Source organism: Usitatibacter palustris (genome assembly GCF_013003985.1).
In the GTDB taxonomy this organism is placed as follows: domain Bacteria; phylum Pseudomonadota; class Gammaproteobacteria; order Burkholderiales; family Usitatibacteraceae; genus Usitatibacter; species Usitatibacter palustris.
Genome location: NZ_CP053073.1, coordinates 2,018,203 through 2,040,692, shown reverse-complemented (window position 1 = coordinate 2,040,692; position 22,490 = coordinate 2,018,203). Strand labels below are relative to the sequence as shown.

Sequence of the window (22,490 nt, the reverse complement as noted above, 5' to 3'; positions counted from 1 at the left end):
ATAAGGACGTGCCGTAGGGGTGTCAATGCTGCGCAGCAGCAGGCTCCGGCCCGTCGCCGGTAAGGTTTGCATACAAAAATGACCGCCGTCCTTCGCATCGCCCCGGTGGCCGCCGAGGCCAATGACACGCTCCAGGAGGAGACCACGCGGCGCCTGCGCGATCTCATCATTCGCGGCGAGCTCAAGGCCGGTGCGCGGCTCAACGAACGCGAGTTGACGGAGCTCCTCGGCATATCGCGAACACCGCTGCGCGAAGCCACGCGGCGTCTTGCTTCCGAAGGGCACGTTCAACTGCTGCCGCATCGTGGCGCGATTGTCGCGCCGATCGACGAGGCGCGCGTTCGCGATGCGCTGCAGGTGATGGGCGCGCTCGAAGCCTATGCGGGCGAGGTCGCGTGCGAGCGCGCGAGCGACGCGGACATCAACGAGATCCGCGCGCTGCACTTCGAGATGCTCGCCGACCGCGCGCGCGAGGACCACCCGTCCTATTTCGCGCGCAACCAGGCGATCCACTTCAAGATCATCGATTGCGCGGGCAACGAAGTGCTCTCGCAGACCTACCGCATGCTCAACGATCGCGTGCGGCGCGTGCGCTACCAGGCGAACGTGAACAGCGAACGCTGGGACCAGGCGATCGCCGAGCACGAGGAGATCCTCGCCGCGCTCATGGCGCGCGACGCGCCGCGCCTCAAGAAACAGCTCGCGCATCACCTGGCCAACAAGCTCGGCGTCGTCTCGCGCGTGCTCGCGAGCCTGAGGGAATCGGCTTGAGCCGAGCGCTCGAGGAGCGCCTGCGCCGCGAATTGGACGGCGAGGTGCACTTCGATGCCGCAACGCGCGGCCGATATTCCACCGACGCCTCGATCTACCAGGTGACGCCGATCGGTGTCGCGATCCCGCGGACCCGCGACGCGGCCGTGGTCGCGCTGCAGGTCGCGATCGAGGAGGGTGTGGCCATCCTGCCCCGCGGCGGCGGCACGTCGCAGTGCGGCCAGACCGTCGGCGAGGCGCTGGTCATCGACGCATCCAAGTTCCTCACGAACGTGATCGAAGTCGACGTCGCAGCCAGGCGCGCCGTGGTCGAGCCGGGTGTGGTTCTCGATCAACTCAACAACGGCCTTCGCGCGAAGGGCCTGTGGTATCCCGTCGATGTCTCGACCGCGGCGCAGGCGACGATCGGCGGCATGACGGGCAACAATTCCTGTGGCTCGCGTTCGCTCGCGTACGGAAACATGGTTGACCGTGTCGCCGCGATCGATGCGTGGCTGCCGACCGGCGAGCGTGGCCGCTTCGGGGTCGATGCCAATGTCGACCACGCGCGCATTCGCCAGATCGCGGCCCAGGCCCGCGCGCTATGGGCCCGCGAACGCGAAGAAATTGCTGCGCGCTTTCCCCCCGTGGCGCGGCGCGTGGCCGGCTACAACCTCGATCGCCTCGCGCCCGAGGGCTTCAATCTCGCGAAGCTCCTGGTCGGCAGCGAAGGCACGCTCGCCTGGAGCGAGAAGATCCACATCGATCTCGCGCCGCTGCCCAGGCACAAGGCGCTCGGCGTCGCGCACTTCCCGCGCTTCTACGACGCGATGGACGCCGCGCAGCACATCGTGAAGCTGGGACCGTGCGCGGTGGAGCTCGTCGATCGCACGATGCTCGAGCTTTCGCGCCGCATTCCCGCATTCGCCGGTACGGTGAAGGGTTTCCTCAAGGGCGAGCCCGACGCGATCCTGCTGGTGGAATTTGCCGGCGAATCGCTGGCGCCGCAGGAAGAGGGCGTGCGCCGCCTCGCCGAACTGATGGCGGACCTGGGTTTTCCGGATTCCGTGGTGCCCATCGTCGATGCCAACGCGCAGAAGGCCGTGTGGGAAGTCCGCAAGGCGGGCCTCAACATCATGATGTCGATGAAGGGAGACGGCAAACCCGTGTCCTTCATCGAGGACTGCGCCGTGCCGCTGCCCCATCTCGCCGAATACACCGCGCAGCTCTCCGACGTCTTTCGCAAGCACGGCACCGAGGGCACGTTCTACGCGCACGCGTCGGTCGGCTGCCTGCATGTGCGCCCGATACTCAACATGAAGGGCGACGGAGCGAAGCGCATGCGCGCGATCGCCGAGGAGGCCGCCGAGCTCGTGCGCCGCTACAAGGGCGCGTACTCGGGCGAGCACGGCGATGGCCTCGTGCGCAGCGAATGGATCGCGCCGTTCTTCGGCCCGCGCCTGACCGCTACGCTCGCCGAGATCAAGGGCTGGTTCGATCCGAAGGGGCTCATGAACCCCGGCAAGATCGTGAATCCGCCGAAGCAGGACGATCGCTCGCTGTTTCGCTACAAGCCCGGGTATGAAACGAAGGTCGTGCCCATCGCCCTCGATTGGAATGCGTGGGGCGGCTTCGGCGGCGCGGTCGAGATGTGCAACAACAACGGACACTGCCGCAAGTTCGACGCGGGCACGATGTGCCCGAGCTATCGCGCCACGCGTTCGGAGAAGGACGTGACGCGCGGGCGCGCGAACACCCTGCGCCTGGCGGTCAGCGGCCAGCTCGGCCGCGAGGGAATCGCCGACGATGCGGTGCATGAAGCGCTTGATCTCTGCGTTTCCTGCAAGGGCTGCAAGCGCGAATGCCCCACGGGCGTGGACATGGCGCGCATGAAGATCGAGCACCTCTTTCACTACAAGCGGCGCCATGGATTCACGCTGCGCGATCGCCTCGTGGCCAACATGCCGCGCCATGCGCGCTGGCATTCGCGCCTGGCACCGCTCGCGCGAGTGGCGACGGCCATGCCGGGTGCCGCGGCCCTGATCGAGTGGGTCGTGGGAATCGACCGGCGCCGCGCGCTGCCTCGCTGGACGAAGCCCTGGCTCCCGAATGCCGCTGCGTCGAAGGGCACGGGCCGCGAAGTCGTTCTCTTCGCCGACACATTCAACAACTGGCAGGAACCGGCGAACCTCGCCGCGGCCGCGAAGGTGCTGGGTGCGGCGGGATTCAATGTCGTCACCGCACAGGTCGCGGGCGAGCGCCCCTTGTGTTGCGGCCGGACGTACCTCGCGACCGGCATGGTCGATGAAGCCCGCGCGGAGGCCCGCCGCACGATCGCCGCGCTCAAGCCCTTCGTCGATCGCGGCACGCCGATCCTGGGGCTCGAACCCTCGTGCCTCTTCACCTTTCGCGACGAGTACCTCGCGCTGCTCCCGGGCGACGCGGATGCCGAGCGGCTCGCGAAGGCGGCGCACCTCGCCGACGAGTTCCTCGCCGCAGAAGTTCGCGAAGGCCGCAGCAAGCTCGCGTGGCGCGAAGGCGCGCAGGCCGGCGACATTCGCGTTCACGGCCATTGCCACCAGAAGGCCTTTGACACATTTTCGGCGACGCTGGAATTGCTCCGGGTCATCCCGGGCGCGAAGGTCGAGCCGATAGAGTCGTCGTGCTGCGGAATGGCCGGCACCTTCGGCTACGAGAAAGGGCATTACGACGTGTCGATGAAGATGGCCGAGCTTTCACTGCTCCCGGCGGTGCGCTCCGCAGGCAACGCGCGCATCGTCGCGGCCGGCACGAGCTGCCGCCACCAGATCGCCGACGGCGCCGGCCGCGAAGCCGCGCACCCGTTCGTCACCCTCGCGGAGTTCCTGTGAACGGCCCCGCGCTGCTGGCCGCGCTCAAACAGGCTCTCGATTTCCGTGCGGCCGGCAATCGCGCCGGCAATGTCACCGTCGGCACGGGCACGCTCGATGCGCGCAAGGTCCACGTGGCCCTGGTCGAGAACCATCTCGCGAGCGGGTCCATCGGCACGCACGAGGCGAAGAAGCTGGTCGCCGTGATGAAGATCGCCGCGATGGAGCGTTCACCGCTGGTCATCTATCTCGACTCGGCGGGCGCCAAGGTCTCCGAAGGTCTCGCCGCCCTGGGCGCATTCCGCCGCGTCTTCCGCGCCGGCCTCGATGCCGCGTGCGCGGGCGTTCCGGTCGCGGTCGTCCTGGGAAAGAATGCCTACGGCGGTTCATCGATGCTCGCGCACCTCGCTTCGGCGCGGCTCTTCAACGCCGACACGCAATTGGCGATGTCGGGTCCGTCCATCCTCGCGGCCGCCGCGGGCATGAGCGCGCTCGACGAAATGTTCAAGACGATGGCGGGACTCGCGCTGACGGCCGAGGCGCGCAGCAAGGCCAACCCCGTCAACCAGCGTCATGCCGACGGCATGGATCTCGCGGATTGGCTGCGAAAGGCGCTCGGCGCGAAGTCCGAAGGCTTCGAGGGCCTGCTCAGGCAGCACAAGGCACGCCACGAACGGCTGCCGGGGCGCGAGCCGCCCGCGGGCGTTCCGCTGATGCGCAAGGATCTCGCGCGCCTGTTTCCCGAGGGCTATGAAGCCGATGAATCCGATGGCCTGGTCACCGGCGTGGGCAAGCGCGAGGGGCGCGAGGAGGCGATCCTCGGCCTCGTGAGCCGCACGCCCGTCGGCGCCGAGCGCGCGTACCGCTTCGCCGAAAGGGCCTGGCGGCTTGTCGCGAAGAAGGCCACGCACGTGCACGTGATCCTCGACTGCGAATCGCACGCGGCGCGCATCGAGGACGAGAAGATCGTCCTGTCCGAATACATCGTCGGGATGAGTTACGCGCTCACGGCGCTGCGCATCTCCGGCGCGCACATCGAAATGACGATTCTCGATCGCGCAGGCGGTGGGGTGTATGTCGCGCTTGCCGCGCCCGCAACCCATGTCAGCGTCGTTTATGGCGCGCACGTGCAAGTCCTCCCGGGGGCAGCGATCGCCGCCATCCTGGGTGAAACCAACGACGCCGAGCCCGACAAGGAAGCGATCGCGAAGGAGGCCATCACGGCCGGTGTCGCCGATGCGCAGCTCAAGCTCGGCATCATAGAAGCGATCTGATGGACGCCAATCTCTACACACTCTTCGAATCCCGTTTTCCCGCCGATCGCTCGGCGCCGCTCCTCCACCTCGATCACGGCCGGGTCCTGACGTATGCCGAGGCCGAAGCGACGAGCGCACGGTATGCATCGTTCTTCGCGGGCCTTGGCCTCGCGCCCGGCGACCGCGTTGCCGTGCAGGTGGAGAAGTCGCCCGAGGCATTGCTGGTCTACCTCGCGTGCCTGCGCGCGGGACTCGTCTACCTTCCGCTGAACTCCGCCTACCAGGCGAAGGAAGTCGCGTACTTCCTCGACAACGCCGAACCCGGTGCCGTCATCACGCAGTCCGCGTCGATTCCGTGGCTGCAACCGCTTGCGGCCGCGCGCGGCATCAAGAACCTCTTCACGCTGACCGCGAACGGGCAGGGGACTTTCGTCCAGGCGACCAAGAGTGCGGCGAGCACGTTCGCAACTGTCCCGCGCGATCCGGACGATCTCGCCGCGATCCTCTACACCTCGGGAACGACGGGCCGCTCGAAGGGCGCGATGATCACGCACCGCAACCTCGGTTCGAATGCCGAGGTGTTGCACAAGGCGTGGGGATTCGGCCCGGCCGATGTGCTGGTGCACATGCTGCCGCTGTTCCACGTCCACGGTCTTTTCGTCGCCTGCCACTGCGTGCTGATGAACGGCACGTCGATGCGCTTCCACGCGAAGTTCGACGCCGACCGCGCGCTCGCGGAGTTCCGCACCTCGACGGTCTTCATGGGCGTGCCGACCTTCTATACGCGGCTGCTCGAATCGCCCGATCTCACGAAGGACGCCTGCGCGAACATGCGCCTCTTCATCTCGGGGTCGGCGCCGCTGCTCGCGGAGACGCACATCGCCTTCGAGGAGCGCACGGGGCAGCGCATCCTCGAGCGCTACGGCATGACCGAAACCGGGATGCTGACCTCCAATCCGCTCGAAGGCGATCGCCGAGCGGGCACGGTGGGCCCGCCGCTGCCGGGCACCGAGGTTCGCGTGATCGACGAAGCCGGCGGCCATTGCGAGCCCGGCGACATCGGCCAGATCGAGGTCCGCGGCCCGAACGTGCTCACCGGCTACTGGCGCCTCCCCGAGAAGAACAAGGAAGAGTTCACGCCCGACGGCTTCTTCAGGACGGGCGACGTCGGCACGTTCTCGCACGACGGCTACCTCTCGATCGTCGGGCGCTCGAAGGATCTCATCATCACTGGCGGCTACAACGTCTATCCGAAGGAAGTGGAAATCGCGCTCGACGAGCTGCCCGGCGTTCACGAATCCGCGGTGGTCGGTGTGCCGCACAAGGATTTCGGCGAAGCGGTCACGGCGATCATCGTCGCGAAGGCCGAAGCGAAACCCAGTGAAGCGGATGTGATTGCGGCACTCAGGGCCCGCCTTGCGAACTTCAAGGTGCCCAAGCGGGTCTACTTCGTTGAGGAGCTTCCCAGGAACGCGATGGGCAAGGTCCAGAAGAACGTGCTGCGCGATCGTTACTCGGGAGGATGACGTGGAAGCCGGTTCCCTGATTCGTCGCGTCGTGAGTTCCCTCACCGGAGCGGCGGCGGGTGTTGTGCGTTCGAAGGAAGAGCGCCAGGCCGATCGTCTCGCGCGGCTGTTGCATATGTTGATCACGGAGCGTGGCGAGGCAACGGGTGCCGCCATGGCGCGACGCGCGGTGACAATGTATTCGGGTCTGGGCGTGGAGGGACGCCGGCGCTTCTTCGATACGCTCGCGCGCGAATTCTCCCCCGATCGCAATGCGGTGCTCGAGGCCGCACAGGCCTGGCATCGCGATCCCACGCCCGCCAACCACGCGCTGCTGCAGCGCTTCGTGGAACCGCCGCGCCAGGAAGTCTTCCGGCGAATGAACATGGCGCCGGGCGGCACCGCGGTGCTCGTCGGCCTGCGTCGCGCGCTGCTCGACGAATTGCGCGATCGCCCGCATCTGGCGATCGTCGACCAGGACCTCACGCACTTGCTCGGCTCCTGGTTCAACCGCGGCTTCCTCGAGCTGAAGCGCATCGACTGGCGTTCGCCCGCGGCCACGCTCGAGAAACTGATTGCGTACGAGGCCGTGCACGAGATCCAGGGCTTTCCCGATCTCAAGCGCCGCCTGGAGAACGACCGCCGCTGCTTCGGCTTCTTCCATCCGGCGCTGGCCGACGAGCCGCTCGTGTTCGTGGAAGTTGCGTTCGTCGATGAGCTGCCCGCGGCGGTCGGTCCCATCCTCGCGCCCGAGAGCACGATCGGCGATCCGCGCCGCGCGAAGTGCGCCGTGTTCTATTCGATCACGAGCTGCCAGGCGGGGATGCGCGGCATCTCGTTCGGCAACTTCCTGATCAAGCAGGTCGCGGCGGATCTGCATGCCGAGCTCCCCAACGTGAAGATCTTCGCAACGCTCTCGCCGGTGCCCGGGTTTCGTGCGTGGCTCAAGCGCAAGGCGTCGGCCGGCGTGCCGCTCGGTGCCGCTGTCCTCGCGGCACTGCGTTCGGATTTGCTCCCGCCCGCCGAAGCGCGTGCACCGCTCGAGAACCTCGCCGCCTGGTACCTCACGCGTGAATGGGATGCAGGGCACGTGCGCGATCCGGTTGCGCGTTTCCACCTGGGCAACGGCGCGCGGCTCGAACGCATCAACTGGCAGGCCGATGCTTCGCACAAGGGCCTCGCGCAATCGTTCGGGCTGATGGTCAATTACGTCTACGACCTCGGCGACGTCGAGAACAACCACGAGACGTACGTGAAGGGTCACAAGGTCGTGCATTCGGACGCCGTGGAACGGGCCGCCCGGGAGGCGCAGGGGGTGGTTGAATCGACCGCGAGCGCCCCCATGTCAACGTCATGATCGTCTACGCCCTCACTTGCAACGCCGGCCACGCCTTCGAAGGCTGGTACGGCTCGGCTGATGCGTTCGAAAAGCTGCGTGATGCAGGCCACCTCGAGTGCCCGGCCTGCGGCTCGAAGCGCGTCGAGAAGCTTCCGTCGGCGCCGTACGTGCACACGCATGGTTCGGCCGCGCCGAGCCCGCCCCCGAGCGAGCCCGATCCCAACGCCGCTGCGATTCGCACCAAGGCGATCGGTGAACTGCGCGCGTTTCTCCTGAAGAACACGGAGGACGTCGGCCGCGAGTTCGCCGAGATCGCCAAGCGCATCCACTACGGCGAGGAAGAGCAGCGCGGCATCCGCGGCAGCGTCACGCCCGACGAAGCGGCCGAGCTGCAGGACGAAGGCGTGGACGCGTTCGCCGTCTCGTCCGACCTTGGACTCGACGAAATCCAGCACTAGCCCGCGCTAGCGCAGGCCCAGCCAGCGCCAGTCGCCTGCGCCCAGCGCGCGCACGATGCCGTCGCGCAATGCGCGTGCCCGCGCGAGCGTTTCCGGCGGCTCGACAATCTCCAGCGCCTGCTCGTAGCTTCCCGCCGAACACGCTTCGGAGAACGCGCACTGCGCGAGCGTGATGCGGCTTTCCGGACCGCACGCGTAACCCAGGTCACACGCCGCGAGCTCCCACGCGATCACCGACACTTTCGCCGCGACATCCTCGCCGCCCAGCCGGACGTCCGTTTCGCCACGCGCGAGGAAGGCCCCGACGTCGCGCACGATGCCCGCGTCCTTCGATGCGAGCAGCCAGGGGATTTCCTCCAGCGCCGATTCCTTTGGTGCGGCGACGTCGCGCATCAGCAGCAGGCGCGCGCGTGCGCGCGGCTCGCCGCCGTCGGCCGCGTAGCGCAACAGCGACAGGACTTCACCGGGGTGGATGCGATGGCCCTCGAATCCGCGGCAGGGAATCGTGAGCGCCTCCGAGGCCGCGAGCGCGGGCCAGGACTGGCTCATCGCGACGAGCTTGAAGGCAGGCGCCTCGGGGATCGCGAGTGAAACGGCGTAGCACTCTTCGAGCGCCTGCGAGACTTCGTAGGCAACGTCGATCGCGGCCAGTTGCTCGCGCCTGGCTTCGACGAAGTCGCGATAGTCGCGCGGCGCCGGTGGGGCTGGCGAGGGGGAGGTGACGCGACCCGCCGAGGCGTGGGGTTCTTGCGGTGCGACGGGCACAACCTGCGCGTCCTGCGTGGCGAAGGGCATCGCCAGCAGGAGTGCTACGAGCAGGCGCTCAGAAAGCGGAAATGCCCGTCTGGGCGCGCCCGAGGATGAGCGCGTGGATGTCGTGGGTGCCTTCGTACGTGTTGACGGCTTCAAGGTTCAGGACATGGCGGATCACATGGAATTCGTCCGCGACGCCGTTACCCCCATGCATGTCCCGTGCCACTCGCGCGATGTCGAGCGCCTTGCCGCAGTTGTTGCGCTTCATGAGCGAGATCATCTCGGGCGTCGCGCGGCCTTCATCCATCAGGCGTCCGAGGCGCAGGGCTGCATGCAGGCCCAGCGTGATCTCGGTGAGCATGTCGGAGAGTTTCTTCTGCACGAGCTGGTTCGCGGCGAGGGGCTTGCCGAACGCCTTGCGATCCATCGTGTACTGGCGCGCGGCGTGCCAGCAGAATTCGGCCGCGCCCATCGTGCCCCACGAAATACCGAAGCGCGCCTTGTTGAGGCAGCCGAACGGCCCCTTGAGGCCCTTCACATTGGGCAGCAGGTTCTCGTCGGGCACGAAGACATCGGCCATCACGACTTCGCCGGTGATCGACGTGCGCAGGCTGAACTTGCCTTCGATCTTCGGCGCGGTGAGGCCCTTCATGCCCTTCTCGAGCACGAAGCCGCGGATGTCGTCCGCATCGTCCTTCGCCCACACGACGAAGATGTCGGCCACCGGTGCGTGGCTGATCCACATCTTCGCGCCGTTCATCTTGTAGCCGCCATCGACCTTCTTCGCGCGCGTCGTCATGCCGCCCGCATCCGACCCGAAGTCGGGTTCGGTGAGTCCGAAGCAGCCGAGCAGCTCGCCGGTCGCGAGCTTCGGGAGCCACTTCTTGCGCTGCTCCTCGGTGCCGTACGCGTGGATCGGGTGCATGACGAGCGAAGACTGCACGCTCATGCCGGAGCGGTAGCCCGAATCGACGCGCTCGATCTCGCGCGCGATGAGGCCGTAGGAGACGTGGTTCACGCCGGCGCAGCCGTAACCGTCGATGGTCGAGCCGAGGAAGCCGAGCGCGCCCATCTCGTGGAAGACGGCGGGGTCGAAGACTTCATGGCGATGGGCGTTGGTGACGCGCGGCAGGAGCTTCTCCTGGCACCAGGCGCGGGCGCTGTCGCGCACCATGCGCTCTTCTTCGGTCAGCAGGTCTTCGAGGAGGAGCGGGTCATCCCACTTGAACGTGGGCTTCATGTCGTTGGGTTTCATTTCGTTCCCGGAGCTTCAGCGGCGGTTTTTCATCAGTGACCCATTGGGCTTTCGTTGATCGTCTTGCGCACGCAGCTGCCGAACGCGCTGCCCTTGAGATCTTGGCATGACTTGAACGCCGCGTTCTCCTTTTCGCAGCGTTGCGCATCTGTTCCGCTGAGCGAGCCGCACTGGAGCGGATTGGCGACGAGGTACTCGCGGTCGCATTCGTGATGGGCTTCGCCCTTCACCATGCCGCACTTGAGAAACATCGTGGAGTGCCTTTCGCAACGCGCCTTGTCGATGCCTTCGAAGCGCGTGCAATCGGACGTGTGCGCGGCAGCGGGCAGGACGAACGCGGTGAGTGCTGCGGCGAGTACCCGCCTCACGAGGCACTTCCCGTGTGCATCTGCGATTGCAGGAAGTTCTGCAGGCCGACCTTCGCGATGAGATCGATCTGCGTCTCGATCCAGTCGATGTGCTCCTCGGTGTCGTCGAGGATCTCCTCGAGGATCTCGCGGGAGACGTAGTCCTTCACCGTTTCGCAGTGCGCAATGGCTTCCTTGAGCGAAACCTGGGAGCCTTGCTCGACGGCGAGGTCGGCGGCGAGCATCTCGGGCGCGTTCTCGCCGATGGAGAGCTTGCCGAGATCCTGGAGGTTGGGCAGGCCGTCGAGCATGAGGATGCGCTCGATCAGCGCGTCCGCGTGCTTCATCTCCTCGATCGACTCGCGGTATTCCACCTCGCCCAGCTTCACGAGGCCCCATTGCTTGTACATGCGCGCGTGGAGGAAGTACTGGTTGACGGCCGTGAGCTCGCGCGTGAGCTGACGATTGAGCAGCTGGATGACCTTCTTGTCGCCCTTCATGGCCGTGGTGCCCTCGCATTTGCGGCGGCCTTGGGCGCGCCCGGGAATTCCTTGCTGATCCACGCATCGAGCATCTTCTTCTCGAAGCGCAGCATGTCGGAGCTCATCGAGTAGTTGCCCATGAGGAACCCGAGGTCGACGAGCTTGCGCTCGCCCTCGCTCACCGTCTTGCCGTCGTCGCCCGTGAGCTTGAACGCGAGGTTCATCCGCGGCGGATAGATGTCCTTCACCAGCCGCGTGCGCCACAGGCCCGAAGCGCCTGCAGGCATGTCGAAGCCACCGGCCATGTCCACGTCGGTGACGGTCACGTCGAGCTTGCTGCCGTCGGGCAGGCGCTTGGCCGCTCGCTCCTCGATGTACTTCTTGAGCTCCCCGAGGATGTGCTCGCGTTCCTTCGCGTTCGGGATGTAGTCGTACTTCACGTCGGTGAATTTGTCGGGATCGACATACGTCACCGTCACGACCGGCGGGGCGGCGAACGCCGCGGTGGCGAGAACGCCGAAAAGGGCCAGGACCAGGTATCGCGTCTTCATGATCACACCTCCGTCCACATGCGCAAGAGGTTATGGTAAACCCCTGTGAGCGAGACAAGGGCGGGATCTCCCGGGTTCGCCTTCGTGAGCCGGATGATCGCCATGTCGAGGTCGAACAGCAGGGCGCGCTGGGCGTCCTCGCGCACCAGGCTCTGGATCCAGAAAAACGAGGCAATGCGGGTACCGCGCGTGATCGGTTCGACGCGGTGCAGGCTGGTTGCCGGGTAGAGGACCATCGAGCCCGCGGCGAGCTTCACCTTCTGCACGCCGTAGGTGTCCTCGATCAGGAGCTCGCCTCCGTCGTACTCCTCGGGTGCTGCCAGGAAGATCGTTGCGGAAATGTCCGTCCGGATGCGAACCCGCGTCGGCCCGTGCGAACGGATCGCCGAGTCGACATGGCTGCCGAAGGTCATTCCTTCCTTGTACCGGTTGAAGAGAGGCGGAAAGACCTGCTTGGGCACCGCCGCCGACATGAAGAGTTGGCTGCGGGAAAGCGCTTCGATGATCTCGTCGCCGAGCTCGCGCGCTTCGGCGCTCTCTTCGGGAATCTGCTCGTTGTACTTTGCCTTCGCGGACTGGTGCCCGGAGGTGACGTTGCCATCGATCCAGCGCGCGGCATCGAGCCGCGCGCGGAACCGCTGGACCTGCTCGGGTGTGAGGACGCCCGGAATCTCAAGAAGCACGGTTGGCTGCCTTTCGGGTAGCGGGCCGTAAAAAGGGGACAGTCCCCATTTCCGAAAAGGGGACTGTCCCCTTTTTTTCCATCAGAACGTGTAGCGGAACGTCACGGTCGTCGCGCGCGGCGAGCCCGGCAGCACGCGATTGGGACTGTTCTGGTAGCCGCCGACATAGTAAGTCTCGTCGCCGACGTTCTGCAGGTTGACGCGGATCTCCCAGTTCGGACGCACGTACGCGGCGGTGAGGTCGAACACCGTGTAGTCGCCGGTCTCGCCCGTGTTGGCGTCGTTCAGCCAGACACCCGAGCTGTAGCGAACGCCGCCACCGACTTCCCAACCGCCGCCGAACTTGTAGACCGTCCAGAGGTTGCCCGCGGAATCGGCCACGCCCAGCGGAGTCTTGCCCTTCACGTTGTCCGGGCCCGAGACGATCTTGCCGTCCATGAGCGCGAGCGATCCGTAGATCTCCCAGTTGGGCAGGACGTGGCCCGCGAGCATGAGCTCGATGCCGTCCACGCGTCTCTTGCCGGCGAGGACCACGGTGTTGCTCGCCGGATCCGTCATGCGGGCGTTGATCTTCTCGTTGCGGAAGAGCGCGCCGCGAAGCTGCATGCCGTTGGCGAAGTCCCAGGTCGCGCCGCCTTCGTAGCTGCGGTTCTCTTCGGGATCGAGGCGCGAGTTCGGATCGGAGAGGTTGGTGCCCGTGCCCCCGTAAACGCCGAGCTCACCCGACGGGTTGTACGAGTTGCCGGCGGCAACGTAATACGACTGCTGGTCCGTCGGCTGGTAGATCACGCCCGCGCGGCCGCTCCACATGTCGTCCTTGCGGCTGAAAGGGCCCGTCGCGATGACGCCGGTCGAATAGGACTCGGTTTGCGCCTTCGCGTCGTACTGCTCCCAGCGCAGGCCGAGGAGCGCCTTCCACTGCGCGGTGAGCTCCATCTGGTCCTGCGCATAGAACGCCACGGAATCGCCCTGCGCCTTGGCGCGGACGTTCGGCGTCTTGGTGTATGTGAGCTGGGTCGACGGATCGGGATTCAGGAACGAGGTCGTCGAGGTCGGCGCTTGCGTGCCGGCCAGGTTCGGGTTCGCGTCGAGGATGTAGTTCCAGCGGTGGAGCCTTTCCCGCGCGAGCTCGAGGCCGCCGAGCACCGTGTGCTTCATGCCACCGGCCGAACCCTTCCAGGTGATGTCCGTCTGGTTGATGAGCACGTCATCGTCGTTGTCGCGCGTGCGGCCGCCGTCGTGGTTGCGCGTCACGCGCAGGAGTTCCAGCGGCGTGTTGGGCGTCACGGGAGCGCCATTCGCGTCAGTGCCCGCGAGCGTCGAAATCGTCGCCTCGACCTGGCGCTCGTACACCGCATAGCGCGTCACGTTGCGCAGCGTCGTGTCCTTGTCGATGCGCCAGTCGATCTTCGCCGTGGCGATATTGGTCTCGTGGTTCGAGAAGTCGTGGTTCTTGTAGCCGTAGTAGTTTTCCGGCGAGATCATCGTCGGCATCTGGAAATTCGTGGTGCCGGTGTACGCGGGCGTCAGCGACGGTTGGCCGTAGTCGGTCACGTCCTCGGTCTTGAGGTAGTAGTACGACAACGTGATGTCCAGCGGGTGGCCGATGCCGAAGCGAATGCTGGGCGCGAGGCCCATGCGCTTCACGTCCTGCGGGTAGCGGTACGCGCCGGAATCCTCGGCGAGTGCCGCGATGCGGAAGGCGTTGTCGTCGCCCATGTTGCCGTTCACGTCGGCGGTGATGCGCTTCGTGTCGAAATCGCCGAGCGTGAGCGCCACTTCGCTCTTGTTCACGAGGCCCGGGGCCTTGGTCGTCTGGTTCACGAGGCCGCCCGCAGAGCCGCGGCCGAACATGAGCGCCGAAGGTCCCTTGAGGACTTCCACCGAATCGGTCGCGAAAAGATCGCGGTTGTACTCGCCGATGTCGCGAACGCCGTCGATGTAGATGTCGCCGCCGGCCGGGAAGCCGCGCAGGTAGAAGACCTGGTTCGCCTGCGTGCCGCCTTCGGCCGCGGCGTAGCTCACGCCGGGGACGTTGCGCAGTGCATCGGTGAGCGACGTCGCGTTCTGCGAGCGGATCACCGACTGGGGAATGATGTTCACGAATTGCGGAATGTCGCGCAGCGGCGTGTCCGTGCGCGTCACCGATTGCGTCGATTCGGTCTTGAAGTCATCCGCATCGCCCTGGACCTTCACTTCCGGAAGGGTCGTTTCCTTCTTCGGATCCTTCGGGGCCGGGGCGGGTGTTTGCGCGTGCACCGCGGTCAGCGGGAGCAGGGCGGCGAAGCCGATGGCGGCGGGCACAAAGCTGCGGCGGACGAGGTCGGCGATGGGGCGAAGCGAGGGTGCGGACTGCGAGGGGGCCAGCTGGGCCTTCATTGGAATTCTCCCGTTAAGTGCCTGATTGCGCTGGCTGGCACGGGCGGGGGAGGCCCCAAGCTGGCTTGCAACGCGGCGGGAAGCGAGCCCGCCGTAAAAGTGACTGCAAATGATAACGGTTCCTGTTTAGCGGGGCAACCTTCCTCGCCTGAAAAGGGCGAAAACGACAACGAGAAGCACGGCCTGGAGGCCCAGCGACTGGCCGTTGGGATGGATTCCCAGCCATCCGATCGTGACGAAATCGACCGGCGTCACCGGGACGAGTCCCGCTTCCTGCAGCGCCGCGACGCCATTGCCGGCAAGGACGACGGCGAGGATCGCGAGCAGGATTCCACTCGCGCCGAAGAAGAGACCGAGGGGAAGACGCAACGAGTAGCGCAGGATCGCCCAGGTGATGGCGGCGAGCGTGATCGCGGCGGCAACGAAGCCGATGCCGATGGCCGCGGGATCGGACGCTTGCGTCCACAACGCCTCGTAGAACAGCACGGTCTCGAAGACTTCGCGGTACACGGCGAGGAACGCCATCAGCGCGAGTCCCCAGGCGGCGCCGGACTTGAGCGAGCCCGCGCCGCGCATGAGGAATCCCTGCCACGCTTGCGCGTGCGATTTGTCGTGCAGCCAGAAGCCCACGTAGAGAAGCATCGCCGCGGCGATCAACGCAGTCACGCCCTCCGTCGTTTCCCTGTCTGCTCCGCTCACGGCAATGAGTTTCGACGCCACGAACCACGTGATGCCGCCCGCGACGAGCGCCGCGATCCACCCGGCATGCAGGTACGGCACGGCTTGCGACTGCCCACCGCGGCGCAGGAACGCGAGCAATGCGACCACGACCAGCACGGCCTCGAGCCCTTCGCGCAGCAGGATCACGAAGCTCGCGGCGGCCGTGGCTGTGGGCGAGAGCGCCGTCCCCGAGATCGCCTTCGCCGCATCCTCGAGCGCGTCGTCGACCTTGGCGGCGAGGACTTCCACGTCCCTGTGCGGGGCGCCCGACTTGAGGAGGTTGCGGTAGTCGATCATCAACGACTCGACTCGCCGCACGAGGCTCGCATCGACCGTGGCGACGGCGGCCTCGACGAGCTCAAATCCTTCGAGGTAAGCCGTGAGTGCCGCTTGCGTTGCCGCGTCGATCTTTCCCTGGCCGTGCAGGGCGAGGCTCTCGGCGAGTCTGTCGCGAGCGAAGGCGATCGGCCCGGGCTTGCCCGCATCGAGCACCGCGGGATTGCGGCGCAGGTAGGCGAGGACATCGATCGCCTCCTTGCCCAGGGACGCGCCCACTTCAGTAGCACTTCGTCCCGCGACAGCGGCGTGCGTGCCCAGCGAGTCATGGAAGCGTTTCGCTTCCCAGAGCATCTTGCCGCGCGCCACTTCGTCGTCGCTGATGCCCCATCCGGCCGCGACATACGCGAGCGCCCAGCGATCGGCCTCGGGGATCTCGTTGAAGGAGCGCATCGCCGTGCCTCCCACGCCGAGCGAGATCGTATTGAAGAGCCCGTGCACGCTGCGCTTTTCCTGCCGCTCGCGCTCATGGAAATTCGAAGGCGCGGGGTCCATGCCTTTCGCCAGCGGCCCGTCGCCCCTGCCGTCGGCGCCATGGCAAGTGGCGCAATGCTGCGCGAAGAGCGCGCGACCTTTTGCGAGGTCCGGCGCGCGCTTCGGCCCCACGACCACGCGATAAGCCGTGACCACGGATTGCCGCAGCGCGACCGCGGCGGCAGATACATCGACCGGTGCCGCCTTCGCATCGATCAGCTTCGCGAGGGCACCCGCCTGCACGACGAGCTTCGACTTGTCGGCGTGGTCGCCAAGCTTCGCGAGGCCGAGCGACACGTTGCCCGCGAACTCGAGCATCTCCTTGTACTCGCCCTCGTCCTTGATCTTCCCGTCCGCAACGGCCTCGGAATAATCGACCGCGATGTAGTCGAGCAGGTGCACGACCTGGGACGCATCCTGGGCACGCAGGGGAAGGGCCGCGAGAAGGCCCAGCGCGAAAGCGAGGGCCGCGAAACCGCGCATCAGCTCAGCCGGAAGCTCACCGGAACGATGGCGTAGCCCTCGACGGGGAGATCGCCGGAGCGGGCAGGGTGGAAGCGCCAGCGGCGAACCGCCGCGACGGCCGCTTCATCGAGACGCGAGAAGCCGGAAGTTTTCTGGACTTCGATCGCCTCGACCGTGCCGCCGGCATTCACGAGCACGCGGAGCATGACGCGACCTTCCTCGCGCGTGCGGCGCGACGCGGGCGGATACGAAGGTGCCGGATTGTTGAGGTACGCCATGTCGAAGCGCGGCGCCTCGACGGGTGGTGCTGGCGAGGGATTGGCCGACACGATCGCGGCCACAGGCTGAGGTGCCGCAGGCTTTTTCTCTTCCATCCGCACCATGAAGACGTTTTCGACGGGCGGCGGCGCGAGCAGGTGGACTTCCGGCTTCACGAGCGGGGGGAGGGGAACAGTGGGGGGCGGCGGCGTCTTCGGACGCGGCGGCTCGGGAATCATCTTCACGATGATCGGATCGCGCTGCATCGCGATCGCCACGTGACGTGCGGTCGCGATGATCGCGAGCGCGGCGACGTGGATGGCCACGATCACCAGAAAGACCGTCGCCCGCGATGTATTGCTAGTCGGGTCGTAGGTCTCGGCCGCGACGGCGCTCAATCGTCACCCGCTCCGCAGGCGGCGGCGCATCCGGCGCCGGCCTTGGTGCAGCGACGAAGAAGCTTGCGGGTATCGGGCGCGCACTTGCCGCAGCAGGACGCGACGCCGAGGTCGCGTTGCAGGTCGCTCAGCGTGCGGCAACCCAGTTGCACGGCGCCTTCGATTTCGCGCTCGGTGACGGCATTGCAGATGCAGATGTACATGGCTGTGTGTCGGGCTGGTTACGAATGAGCTTGCAAACAAGAACGATTCGCAATACGATTGTGCACGAATCAACCCTGATCGGCAACCCCTCGACCTTTATATGACGCCTCCCCGCCAACCCGTCGCGCCCCCCCTGGAAGCCCCCCTCGAGGCGGTCACCACCACGGGCCCGGAAGGCGAGGCCCTGGTCCTCGACAGCGCCCGGATCCTCTCGGGAAGGACGGAGGTCGTCATCCGGCACAACGGACGTCATTACCGGCTCCGCTGCACCCGGCTCGGCAAGCTGATCCTCACTGCCTGATCTCGCCATGTCGCGAAGCGTTCCTGAAGAAGAGTGCGATCCCCAGGTTGCCGACCGCCTGCTGGCGGCCACCATTTACTTGATGAGTTGCCACGCGAGGAACGGCTGCCCGCGGCTCGCGTGCATGGTGGGCCGCCATCTCGAAGCGATCTCGCATCACCCGGCTGCAGGGGCGCTCGTTCGCGACACCTGCCGGCAGCTCGCGGCCGCCTGGGAATCGGTGCGGGTCGCCGATGAGCGGCGGTGCGAGGAGGCGCAGTCGCCCTCGGTCCTCGAGACGCTGCGGCGCATCGTGCACTGATCGTTACCGGGCTCCCGAGGGCGACGCGTTACAATCGCGGCGCTTTTCTACAGGGAGCGCAAGGTGAGCAAACGCATCACGGCAGAAGACCTCTGGAAGATCGAACGCGTGGCGCAGCCCACGCTTTCCCCCGACGGCGCGCAGGCCTGCGTTTCCGTTTCGAGCTTCGACATGAAGGAGAACAAGGGGCGCTCGAGCCTCTGGCTCCTGTCGACCTTCGGTGGCGCCGCACGCCGCCTTACGGAAGCGGGTGAGAAAGACGGCGAGCCACGCTGGTCACCCGACGGCCGCGCGATCGCGTTCGTCGCCAAGCGCGACAAGGATGAAGAGCCGCAGCTCTATGTCATCGCCCCCGATGGCGGTGAGGCGCGCCGCGTCACGAATCTCGCCACGGGTGTGGCCGGGATCAAGTGGTTTCCCGATTCGCGCCGCCTCGCGTTCTTCTCGTGGGTCTGGCCCGACCTGAAGAAGCACGAGGACCAGGCCGCGCGCCTGAAGGAGCGCAAGGAGTCGAAGGTGAAGGCGCATGTCGTCGAGCACGCGTCCTACCGCTTCTGGGATCACTGGCTCTCCGACGGCCGCGTGCCCCACCTGATGACGGTCGATGTCGATAGCGGCAAGGTCGTCGACCTCTTCGTCGGCACCGAGTACGAGCTGCCGCGCGCCGACACCGCCGCGGTCCACTACGACATCGCGCCCGACGGCCGCGAGATCGCCTTCACGCACGACCCGGACCCGGCGAAGAAATTCAACGACGAGTACCACGTCGTGGCGCTCGACCTGCGCAAGCGCAAATTCCGCTCGCTGACGGCGCGCTCGCCGCTCTCGCACGGCAGCCCCTCGTACTCGCCCGACGGCAAGTCGGTCGCGATCCACACGGAGAACCTTCGCCGCTCGCCGGTGGCCGAGGCGCGCATCGCGATCATCAACCGCGCGACAGGGCGGATCACGCACCTGCCGTGGGATTGGGACCGCAACGCGATGGCGCCGCTCGCATGGACGCTCACGAGCGACGCGCTCGTCTTCCATGCCGAGGACAACGCCCGCACGAACCTCTATCGCTGGGAGCTCTCCGCGAAGAAGCCCTCCGTGATCGCGCAGGGCGGCACGGTCAGCGACTTCGACACGCGTTCGGGAATCACGGTCTTCATCCGCAATACGATGAGCACGCCGCCGGCCGCGTTCGCGCTCGATGCCGAAGGGGCCGAGCGCCGGCTGGAGAAGTTCAACGACAAGCTCATGGCGAAGATGAACCTCGGGCGCGTCGAAGACGAGTTCATCCGCGGCTTCCGCGGCGAGCGCGTCCACATGTGGACCGTGTACCCGCCCGACTTCGACCCGAAGAAGAAATATCCGCTGCTCCATAACATCCACGGCGGGCCGCACGCGACGTGGGGCGACAACTTCCACTTCCGATGGAACAACCACGTGTTCGCCGCGCAGGGTTATGTCGTGGTGTGCGTGAATTACCACGGGTCTTCGTCATTCGGCCAGAAGTACGTCGAGTCGATTCGCGGGGAGAAGGGCAAGCGCGAGTTCGCCGACGTCGAGGCGGGCACCGACCACATGCTGAAAAAGGGCTTCATCGACCGCAAGCGCCTGGTCGCCGCGGGCGGCAGCTACGGCGGCTACATGGTCGCGTGGATGAACGGCCACACGGACCGCTACAAGGCCTATGTCTGCCACGCCGGCTGCTTCGACTGGGTGAGCATGTTCGCCGACGACGTCTTCTACTGGCACAACAATTCGCTGGGCGAGTACTACTGGAACGACTTCGACCTCATCGAATCGCAGAACCCGCGAACCTCAGTGAAGAACATGAAGACGCCGACGCTGGTGATGCACGGCGCGCTCGACTACCGCGTGCCCGATGCGCAGGGCCTCTCGTACTACAACACGCTGCAGGCGAAGCGCGTGGCGTCGCGCCTCGTGTTCTTCCCCGACGAGAACCACTGGATCCTGAAGCCGCAGAACTCGCGGCTTTGGTACAAGGAGTTCTTCGCGTGGCTCGCTCGCTACGTGGAGCCGGGCGGGAAAAAGAAATAAGGCAGAAAGAATCCGCAGATAAACGCAGATAAACGCGGATAAAAGCACGGAAGGGTGGGTGCGGTTCATTGCGATCGGTACCGATTCACGCGGCATCGACCCCCACTTTTGCTTTGCTCTTATCCGCGTTTATCTGCGTTTATCTGCGGATTCTGTCTGCCTTGGTCCTTACAACTTCCAGAGCGCCAGGCCGAGGATCACGGCCACGACGCCGGTGATTGCGCTTCGGAGATCCACGAACCACGTGGGCAGCAGCCCCTGGCTGGAGAGCCATTGGTCGGCGGCCCACGTCACCACGAAGATCCCGAGCGCCGTGCCGATCTGCCACGTCGGTGACGGAAGCCACAGCACCGCCCACGCCGCGAGCGAGGGAACGGTCGAGAAGCCCAGCGCGATCGCGCGCGTGCGCTCCGTGCCGACTTCCTCGCGCAGCGCGAGGCCCCACTCGATGCCCCCCAGGAACGAGAGCACGACCGCCGAGTAGGTGACGAGCGCGGCGATGGCCGGCACGCGCACCTGCGCCGTTTCGCCCACGAACAGCGTGACCGTGAGCAGGGCGAAGGGAACCGCACCCGCGAAGGTGAGGAACCAGGCGATGCGCCGGACGATCCGGCTGTCGGGTTTGCGCATGCCTGCGATTATCGCAGGGCGGGCGCGAGGCGTTCGAGAAGTTGCGAAACGGCCGTTTCGTCGTGGTACACGCCAAAGCCGAAGCGCACGCGCCGATCGCGGCGGTCGACGTAGATGCCGGCGTCCGTCACGCGCTTGTGGGTGCCTTCGGCGTCATCGAGATCGAACGCGAGGAAGTTGCCGCGAGCCACGCCGGCAGGCGGCACGAGCGCGGCGACGGGAAGGCGCGGGCTCGCGATCTTCGCCAAGCCCTCGAGAAACTGCTTCTGCAGGGCGTGCGCGTGCGCGTGGATCGTCGCGATCTCGATGCCTTCGCGCTGCATCCAGTCCATGACGGCGTTGAAGCGATAGATCCCGGACGCGTCGAACGTGGAGCCCCAGAAACGGAATGCGGCGTCCTCGTAGGCGATGGCCTTGCCGGGCCCCGCATCGAGCGCACCGAACGCCGCGAACCAACCGGTGTTCTCCGGGCGCAGCGTCGCTCCCGGCGGAACCGAAAGAAAGCACGTGCCTTCGCCCGACATCGCGTACTTGTAGCCGCCCGCCATGTAGAAGGCGCGCTTGTGGATGCGGGTGAGGTCGACGGGCAGCGCGCAGAACGCGTGATAGCCGTCGATGGCGACGATCGCATTCGCCGGCGCGGATTCCACGATGCGCTCGAGGTCGGGCACGACGAAACCGGAGTCGAAGAAGACGTGCGAGAGGAACACGAGGTCCCACGGACCGCTGCGCGCCGCGGCGACGAATCGATCGGTGAACGTGCCCCAGGGATCGCCCGCGATCTCCGTCACCTCGAGGCGGCCGGACTCCTGCAATCGCCGCGTCTGGCGGCGAAAGGAATGGAATTCGTGCGCGGAGGTGAGGACGCGAAGCGGCCGGCTCCCATCCATGCAGGAATAAAGACGGGCAACGAACTCATGCGTGTTGGGTGCGAAGGCGACTTGCTTCGCATCGGAGAGGCGGAGGAGCCGCGCGAGATGCTCCTGCGCGCGCGGCACCACCGTTCCGAAGACTTCTTCCCACTTCTTGTCGGCCCGGGCGGCCGAGTCTTTCCAGTACTGAAGGTGCGCAGCCTCCGTGACGTCGGGCCACGGGTGATGGCTGTGCGCGGCGAAGTGGAGCTTGCCCGGATTCGCCTCGAAGAACCGCGAGAAGTGACTCGCGAGTTTCAATCCTTGAACGCTTCGATCGGGATCGAGAGCTTCACGTCGTCGCTGATCGCGGGAACGCCGTACTTCACGCCGAAGTCGCTGCGCTTGATGACCGTGGTCGCGTCCGCGCCACACATCGGCTTCTTGTTCATCGGGTGGTTGCCGCAGTTGAAGGACTCGACGGTGAGCGTCACGGGCTTGGTCACGCCGCGCAGCGTGAGATCGCCACTCACGGCGACGAGCTTGTCGCCTTCGAACTTGAAGCTGCTCGACTTGAACGTGGCGGTCGGGTTCTTCGCGACGTCGAAGAAGTCGTCGCCGCGCAGGTGATCGGCGAGCTTTGCATCACCGACGGCGATCTGCGACATGTCGATGGAGACATCGGCCGAGCCCTTCTTGCCGGCGCGGTCGATCGTGATCTTGCCCGTGACCTTCGTGAACATGCCGCGCTGCTTGGACATGCCCAGGTGCGTGACCTCGAACGTCGGGAAGGTGTGGCGCGCATCCAGCGAGTAGGTTTCCTGCGCGGCGGCCGGAAGGGCGAACGTGGCCGCGAGGGCCGCGGCAAGGGCAATGGCAAGGCGTTTCATCGAAACTCT

General features: G+C 66.2%; 22 protein-coding genes. 9 read left to right on the top strand and 13 right to left on the bottom strand.

The genetic code is table 11. The annotated features are described in order from the left end of the window. Positions 1-78 precede the first annotated feature (78 nt). Genes DSM104440_RS10075 through DSM104440_RS10050 form a run of 6 tightly spaced genes read left to right on the top strand, consistent with a single transcriptional unit; the run spans position 79 to position 8,157 of the window. On the top strand, positions 79-771 hold the full coding sequence (locus DSM104440_RS10075; RefSeq protein ID WP_171162216.1) for a GntR family transcriptional regulator: 693 nt from the start codon (positions 79-81) through the stop codon (positions 769-771). Further along, on the top strand, positions 768-3,620 hold the full coding sequence (locus DSM104440_RS10070) for an FAD-binding and (Fe-S)-binding domain-containing protein (protein WP_212758020.1): 2,853 nt from the start codon (positions 768-770) through the stop codon (positions 3,618-3,620). The genes DSM104440_RS10075 and DSM104440_RS10070 overlap by 4 nt, the downstream gene beginning before the upstream one ends. Further along, positions 3,617-4,873: a carboxyl transferase domain-containing protein gene (locus tag DSM104440_RS10065; protein WP_171162214.1), complete on the top strand. Its 1,257-nt coding sequence runs from the start codon at positions 3,617-3,619 to the stop codon at positions 4,871-4,873. Before DSM104440_RS10070 ends, DSM104440_RS10065 begins: the two co-directional genes overlap by 4 nt. After that, positions 4,873-6,381, top strand: a complete 1,509-nt coding sequence (locus tag DSM104440_RS10060; RefSeq protein ID WP_171162211.1) for a malonate--CoA ligase — start codon at positions 4,873-4,875, stop codon at positions 6,379-6,381. Before DSM104440_RS10065 ends, DSM104440_RS10060 begins: the two co-directional genes overlap by 1 nt. A 1-nt stretch (position 6,382) precedes the next feature. Continuing rightward, entirely contained in the window at positions 6,383-7,717 is a 1,335-nt protein-coding gene (locus DSM104440_RS10055) for a malonyl-CoA decarboxylase (protein ID WP_171162209.1), read from the top strand. Beyond that, on the top strand, positions 7,714-8,157 hold the full coding sequence (locus tag DSM104440_RS10050) for a DUF1178 family protein (protein ID WP_171162207.1): 444 nt from the start codon (positions 7,714-7,716) through the stop codon (positions 8,155-8,157). Before DSM104440_RS10055 ends, DSM104440_RS10050 begins: the two co-directional genes overlap by 4 nt. Before the next feature lie 6 nt (positions 8,158-8,163). Here the strand turns inward: DSM104440_RS10050 and DSM104440_RS10045 are convergent, their stop codons facing one another. From DSM104440_RS10045 to DSM104440_RS10000, 10 genes are all read right to left on the bottom strand, one after another. Then, a complete protein-coding gene (locus tag DSM104440_RS10045; protein WP_171162205.1) occupies positions 8,164-8,952 on the bottom strand; it encodes a hypothetical protein in 789 nt (262 codons plus the stop codon). Between the two features lie 28 nt (positions 8,953-8,980). Further along, on the bottom strand, positions 8,981-10,165 hold the full coding sequence (locus DSM104440_RS10040) for an acyl-CoA dehydrogenase (RefSeq protein WP_171162203.1): 1,185 nt from the start codon (positions 10,163-10,165) through the stop codon (positions 8,981-8,983). A gap of 32 nt (positions 10,166-10,197) precedes the next feature. Continuing rightward, positions 10,198-10,533: a hypothetical protein gene (locus tag DSM104440_RS10035; protein ID WP_171162201.1), complete on the bottom strand. Its 336-nt coding sequence runs from the start codon at positions 10,531-10,533 to the stop codon at positions 10,198-10,200. Then, entirely contained in the window at positions 10,530-11,012 is a 483-nt protein-coding gene (gene bfr / locus DSM104440_RS10030) for a bacterioferritin (protein WP_171165858.1), read from the bottom strand. The genes DSM104440_RS10035 and bfr overlap by 4 nt, the downstream gene beginning before the upstream one ends. Continuing rightward, positions 11,009-11,545: a DUF3016 domain-containing protein gene (locus tag DSM104440_RS10025; RefSeq protein WP_171162199.1), complete on the bottom strand. Its 537-nt coding sequence runs from the start codon at positions 11,543-11,545 to the stop codon at positions 11,009-11,011. Before DSM104440_RS10025 ends, bfr begins: the two co-directional genes overlap by 4 nt. A gap of 2 nt (positions 11,546-11,547) precedes the next feature. Next, positions 11,548-12,228: a Fe2+-dependent dioxygenase gene (locus tag DSM104440_RS10020; RefSeq protein ID WP_171162197.1), complete on the bottom strand. Its 681-nt coding sequence runs from the start codon at positions 12,226-12,228 to the stop codon at positions 11,548-11,550. Between the two features lie 81 nt (positions 12,229-12,309). Next, a complete protein-coding gene (locus DSM104440_RS10015; RefSeq protein WP_171162195.1) occupies positions 12,310-14,607 on the bottom strand; it encodes a TonB-dependent receptor in 2,298 nt (765 codons plus the stop codon). A gap of 126 nt (positions 14,608-14,733) precedes the next feature. Next, positions 14,734-16,620: a cytochrome c/FTR1 family iron permease gene (locus tag DSM104440_RS10010; protein WP_171162193.1), complete on the bottom strand. Its 1,887-nt coding sequence runs from the start codon at positions 16,618-16,620 to the stop codon at positions 14,734-14,736. After that, entirely contained in the window at positions 16,620-17,258 is a 639-nt protein-coding gene (locus DSM104440_RS10005) for an energy transducer TonB (RefSeq protein WP_171162191.1), read from the bottom strand. Before DSM104440_RS10005 ends, DSM104440_RS10010 begins: the two co-directional genes overlap by 1 nt. Continuing rightward, positions 17,255-17,461, bottom strand: a complete 207-nt coding sequence (locus DSM104440_RS10000) for a (2Fe-2S)-binding protein (RefSeq protein WP_171162189.1) — start codon at positions 17,459-17,461, stop codon at positions 17,255-17,257. Before DSM104440_RS10000 ends, DSM104440_RS10005 begins: the two co-directional genes overlap by 4 nt. A 101-nt stretch (positions 17,462-17,562) precedes the next feature. On the opposite strand from DSM104440_RS10000, the gene hemP reads away from it, so the two are divergent. The 3 genes from hemP to DSM104440_RS09985 all read left to right on the top strand — a co-directional run bounded on the left by hemP (position 17,563) and on the right by DSM104440_RS09985 (position 20,110). Further along, on the top strand, positions 17,563-17,763 hold the full coding sequence (hemP, locus tag DSM104440_RS09995; protein ID WP_171162187.1) for a hemin uptake protein HemP: 201 nt from the start codon (positions 17,563-17,565) through the stop codon (positions 17,761-17,763). A 7-nt stretch (positions 17,764-17,770) separates the two neighbouring features. Further along, a complete protein-coding gene (locus tag DSM104440_RS09990) occupies positions 17,771-18,064 on the top strand; it encodes a hypothetical protein (RefSeq protein ID WP_171162185.1) in 294 nt (97 codons plus the stop codon). 63 nt (positions 18,065-18,127) lie between these two features. Next, on the top strand, positions 18,128-20,110 hold the full coding sequence (locus DSM104440_RS09985; RefSeq protein WP_212758019.1) for a S9 family peptidase: 1,983 nt from the start codon (positions 18,128-18,130) through the stop codon (positions 20,108-20,110). Between the two features lie 168 nt (positions 20,111-20,278). On the opposite strand, the gene DSM104440_RS09980 is transcribed toward DSM104440_RS09985, so the two are convergent. The 3 genes from DSM104440_RS09980 to DSM104440_RS09970 are packed head-to-tail and all read right to left on the bottom strand — an operon-like array spanning position 20,279 to position 22,481. Continuing rightward, on the bottom strand, positions 20,279-20,740 hold the full coding sequence (locus DSM104440_RS09980; RefSeq protein WP_171162183.1) for a DUF3429 domain-containing protein: 462 nt from the start codon (positions 20,738-20,740) through the stop codon (positions 20,279-20,281). An 8-nt stretch (positions 20,741-20,748) separates the two neighbouring features. Next, on the bottom strand, positions 20,749-21,912 hold the full coding sequence (locus tag DSM104440_RS09975) for an aminotransferase class V-fold PLP-dependent enzyme (protein WP_171162181.1): 1,164 nt from the start codon (positions 21,910-21,912) through the stop codon (positions 20,749-20,751). After that, positions 21,909-22,481, bottom strand: coding sequence for a YceI family protein (locus DSM104440_RS09970; RefSeq protein ID WP_171162179.1), 573 nt, complete (start codon positions 22,479-22,481; stop codon positions 21,909-21,911). Before DSM104440_RS09970 ends, DSM104440_RS09975 begins: the two co-directional genes overlap by 4 nt. Positions 22,482-22,490 lie beyond the last annotated feature (9 nt).

What these genes read in the sequence shown, in the direction of transcription:
- DSM104440_RS10010 (WP_171162193.1), bottom strand. Translation starts at nt 16,620, where the DNA reads ATGCGCGGTTTCGCGGCCCTCGCTTTCGCGCTGGGCCTTCTCGCGGCC.
- bfr (WP_171165858.1), bottom strand. Translation starts at nt 11,012, where the DNA reads ATGAAGGGCGACAAGAAGGTCATCCAGCTGCTCAATCGTCAGCTCACG.
- DSM104440_RS09980 (WP_171162183.1), bottom strand. Translation starts at nt 20,740, where the DNA reads ATGCGCAAACCCGACAGCCGGATCGTCCGGCGCATCGCCTGGTTCCTC.
- DSM104440_RS10075 (WP_171162216.1), top strand. Translation starts at nt 79, where the DNA reads ATGACCGCCGTCCTTCGCATCGCCCCGGTGGCCGCCGAGGCCAATGAC.
- DSM104440_RS10050 (WP_171162207.1), top strand. Translation starts at nt 7,714, where the DNA reads ATGATCGTCTACGCCCTCACTTGCAACGCCGGCCACGCCTTCGAAGGC.
- DSM104440_RS10000 (WP_171162189.1), bottom strand. Translation starts at nt 17,461, where the DNA reads ATGTACATCTGCATCTGCAATGCCGTCACCGAGCGCGAAATCGAAGGC.
- DSM104440_RS10015 (WP_171162195.1), bottom strand. Translation starts at nt 14,607, where the DNA reads ATGAAGGCCCAGCTGGCCCCCTCGCAGTCCGCACCCTCGCTTCGCCCC.
- DSM104440_RS10060 (WP_171162211.1), top strand. Translation starts at nt 4,873, where the DNA reads ATGGACGCCAATCTCTACACACTCTTCGAATCCCGTTTTCCCGCCGAT.
- hemP (WP_171162187.1), top strand. Translation starts at nt 17,563, where the DNA reads ATGACGCCTCCCCGCCAACCCGTCGCGCCCCCCCTGGAAGCCCCCCTC.
- DSM104440_RS09990 (WP_171162185.1), top strand. Translation starts at nt 17,771, where the DNA reads ATGTCGCGAAGCGTTCCTGAAGAAGAGTGCGATCCCCAGGTTGCCGAC.
- DSM104440_RS10040 (WP_171162203.1), bottom strand. Translation starts at nt 10,165, where the DNA reads ATGAAACCCAACGACATGAAGCCCACGTTCAAGTGGGATGACCCGCTC.
- DSM104440_RS10025 (WP_171162199.1), bottom strand. Translation starts at nt 11,545, where the DNA reads ATGAAGACGCGATACCTGGTCCTGGCCCTTTTCGGCGTTCTCGCCACC.
- DSM104440_RS10045 (WP_171162205.1), bottom strand. Translation starts at nt 8,952, where the DNA reads ATGCCCTTCGCCACGCAGGACGCGCAGGTTGTGCCCGTCGCACCGCAA.
- DSM104440_RS09970 (WP_171162179.1), bottom strand. Translation starts at nt 22,481, where the DNA reads ATGAAACGCCTTGCCATTGCCCTTGCCGCGGCCCTCGCGGCCACGTTC.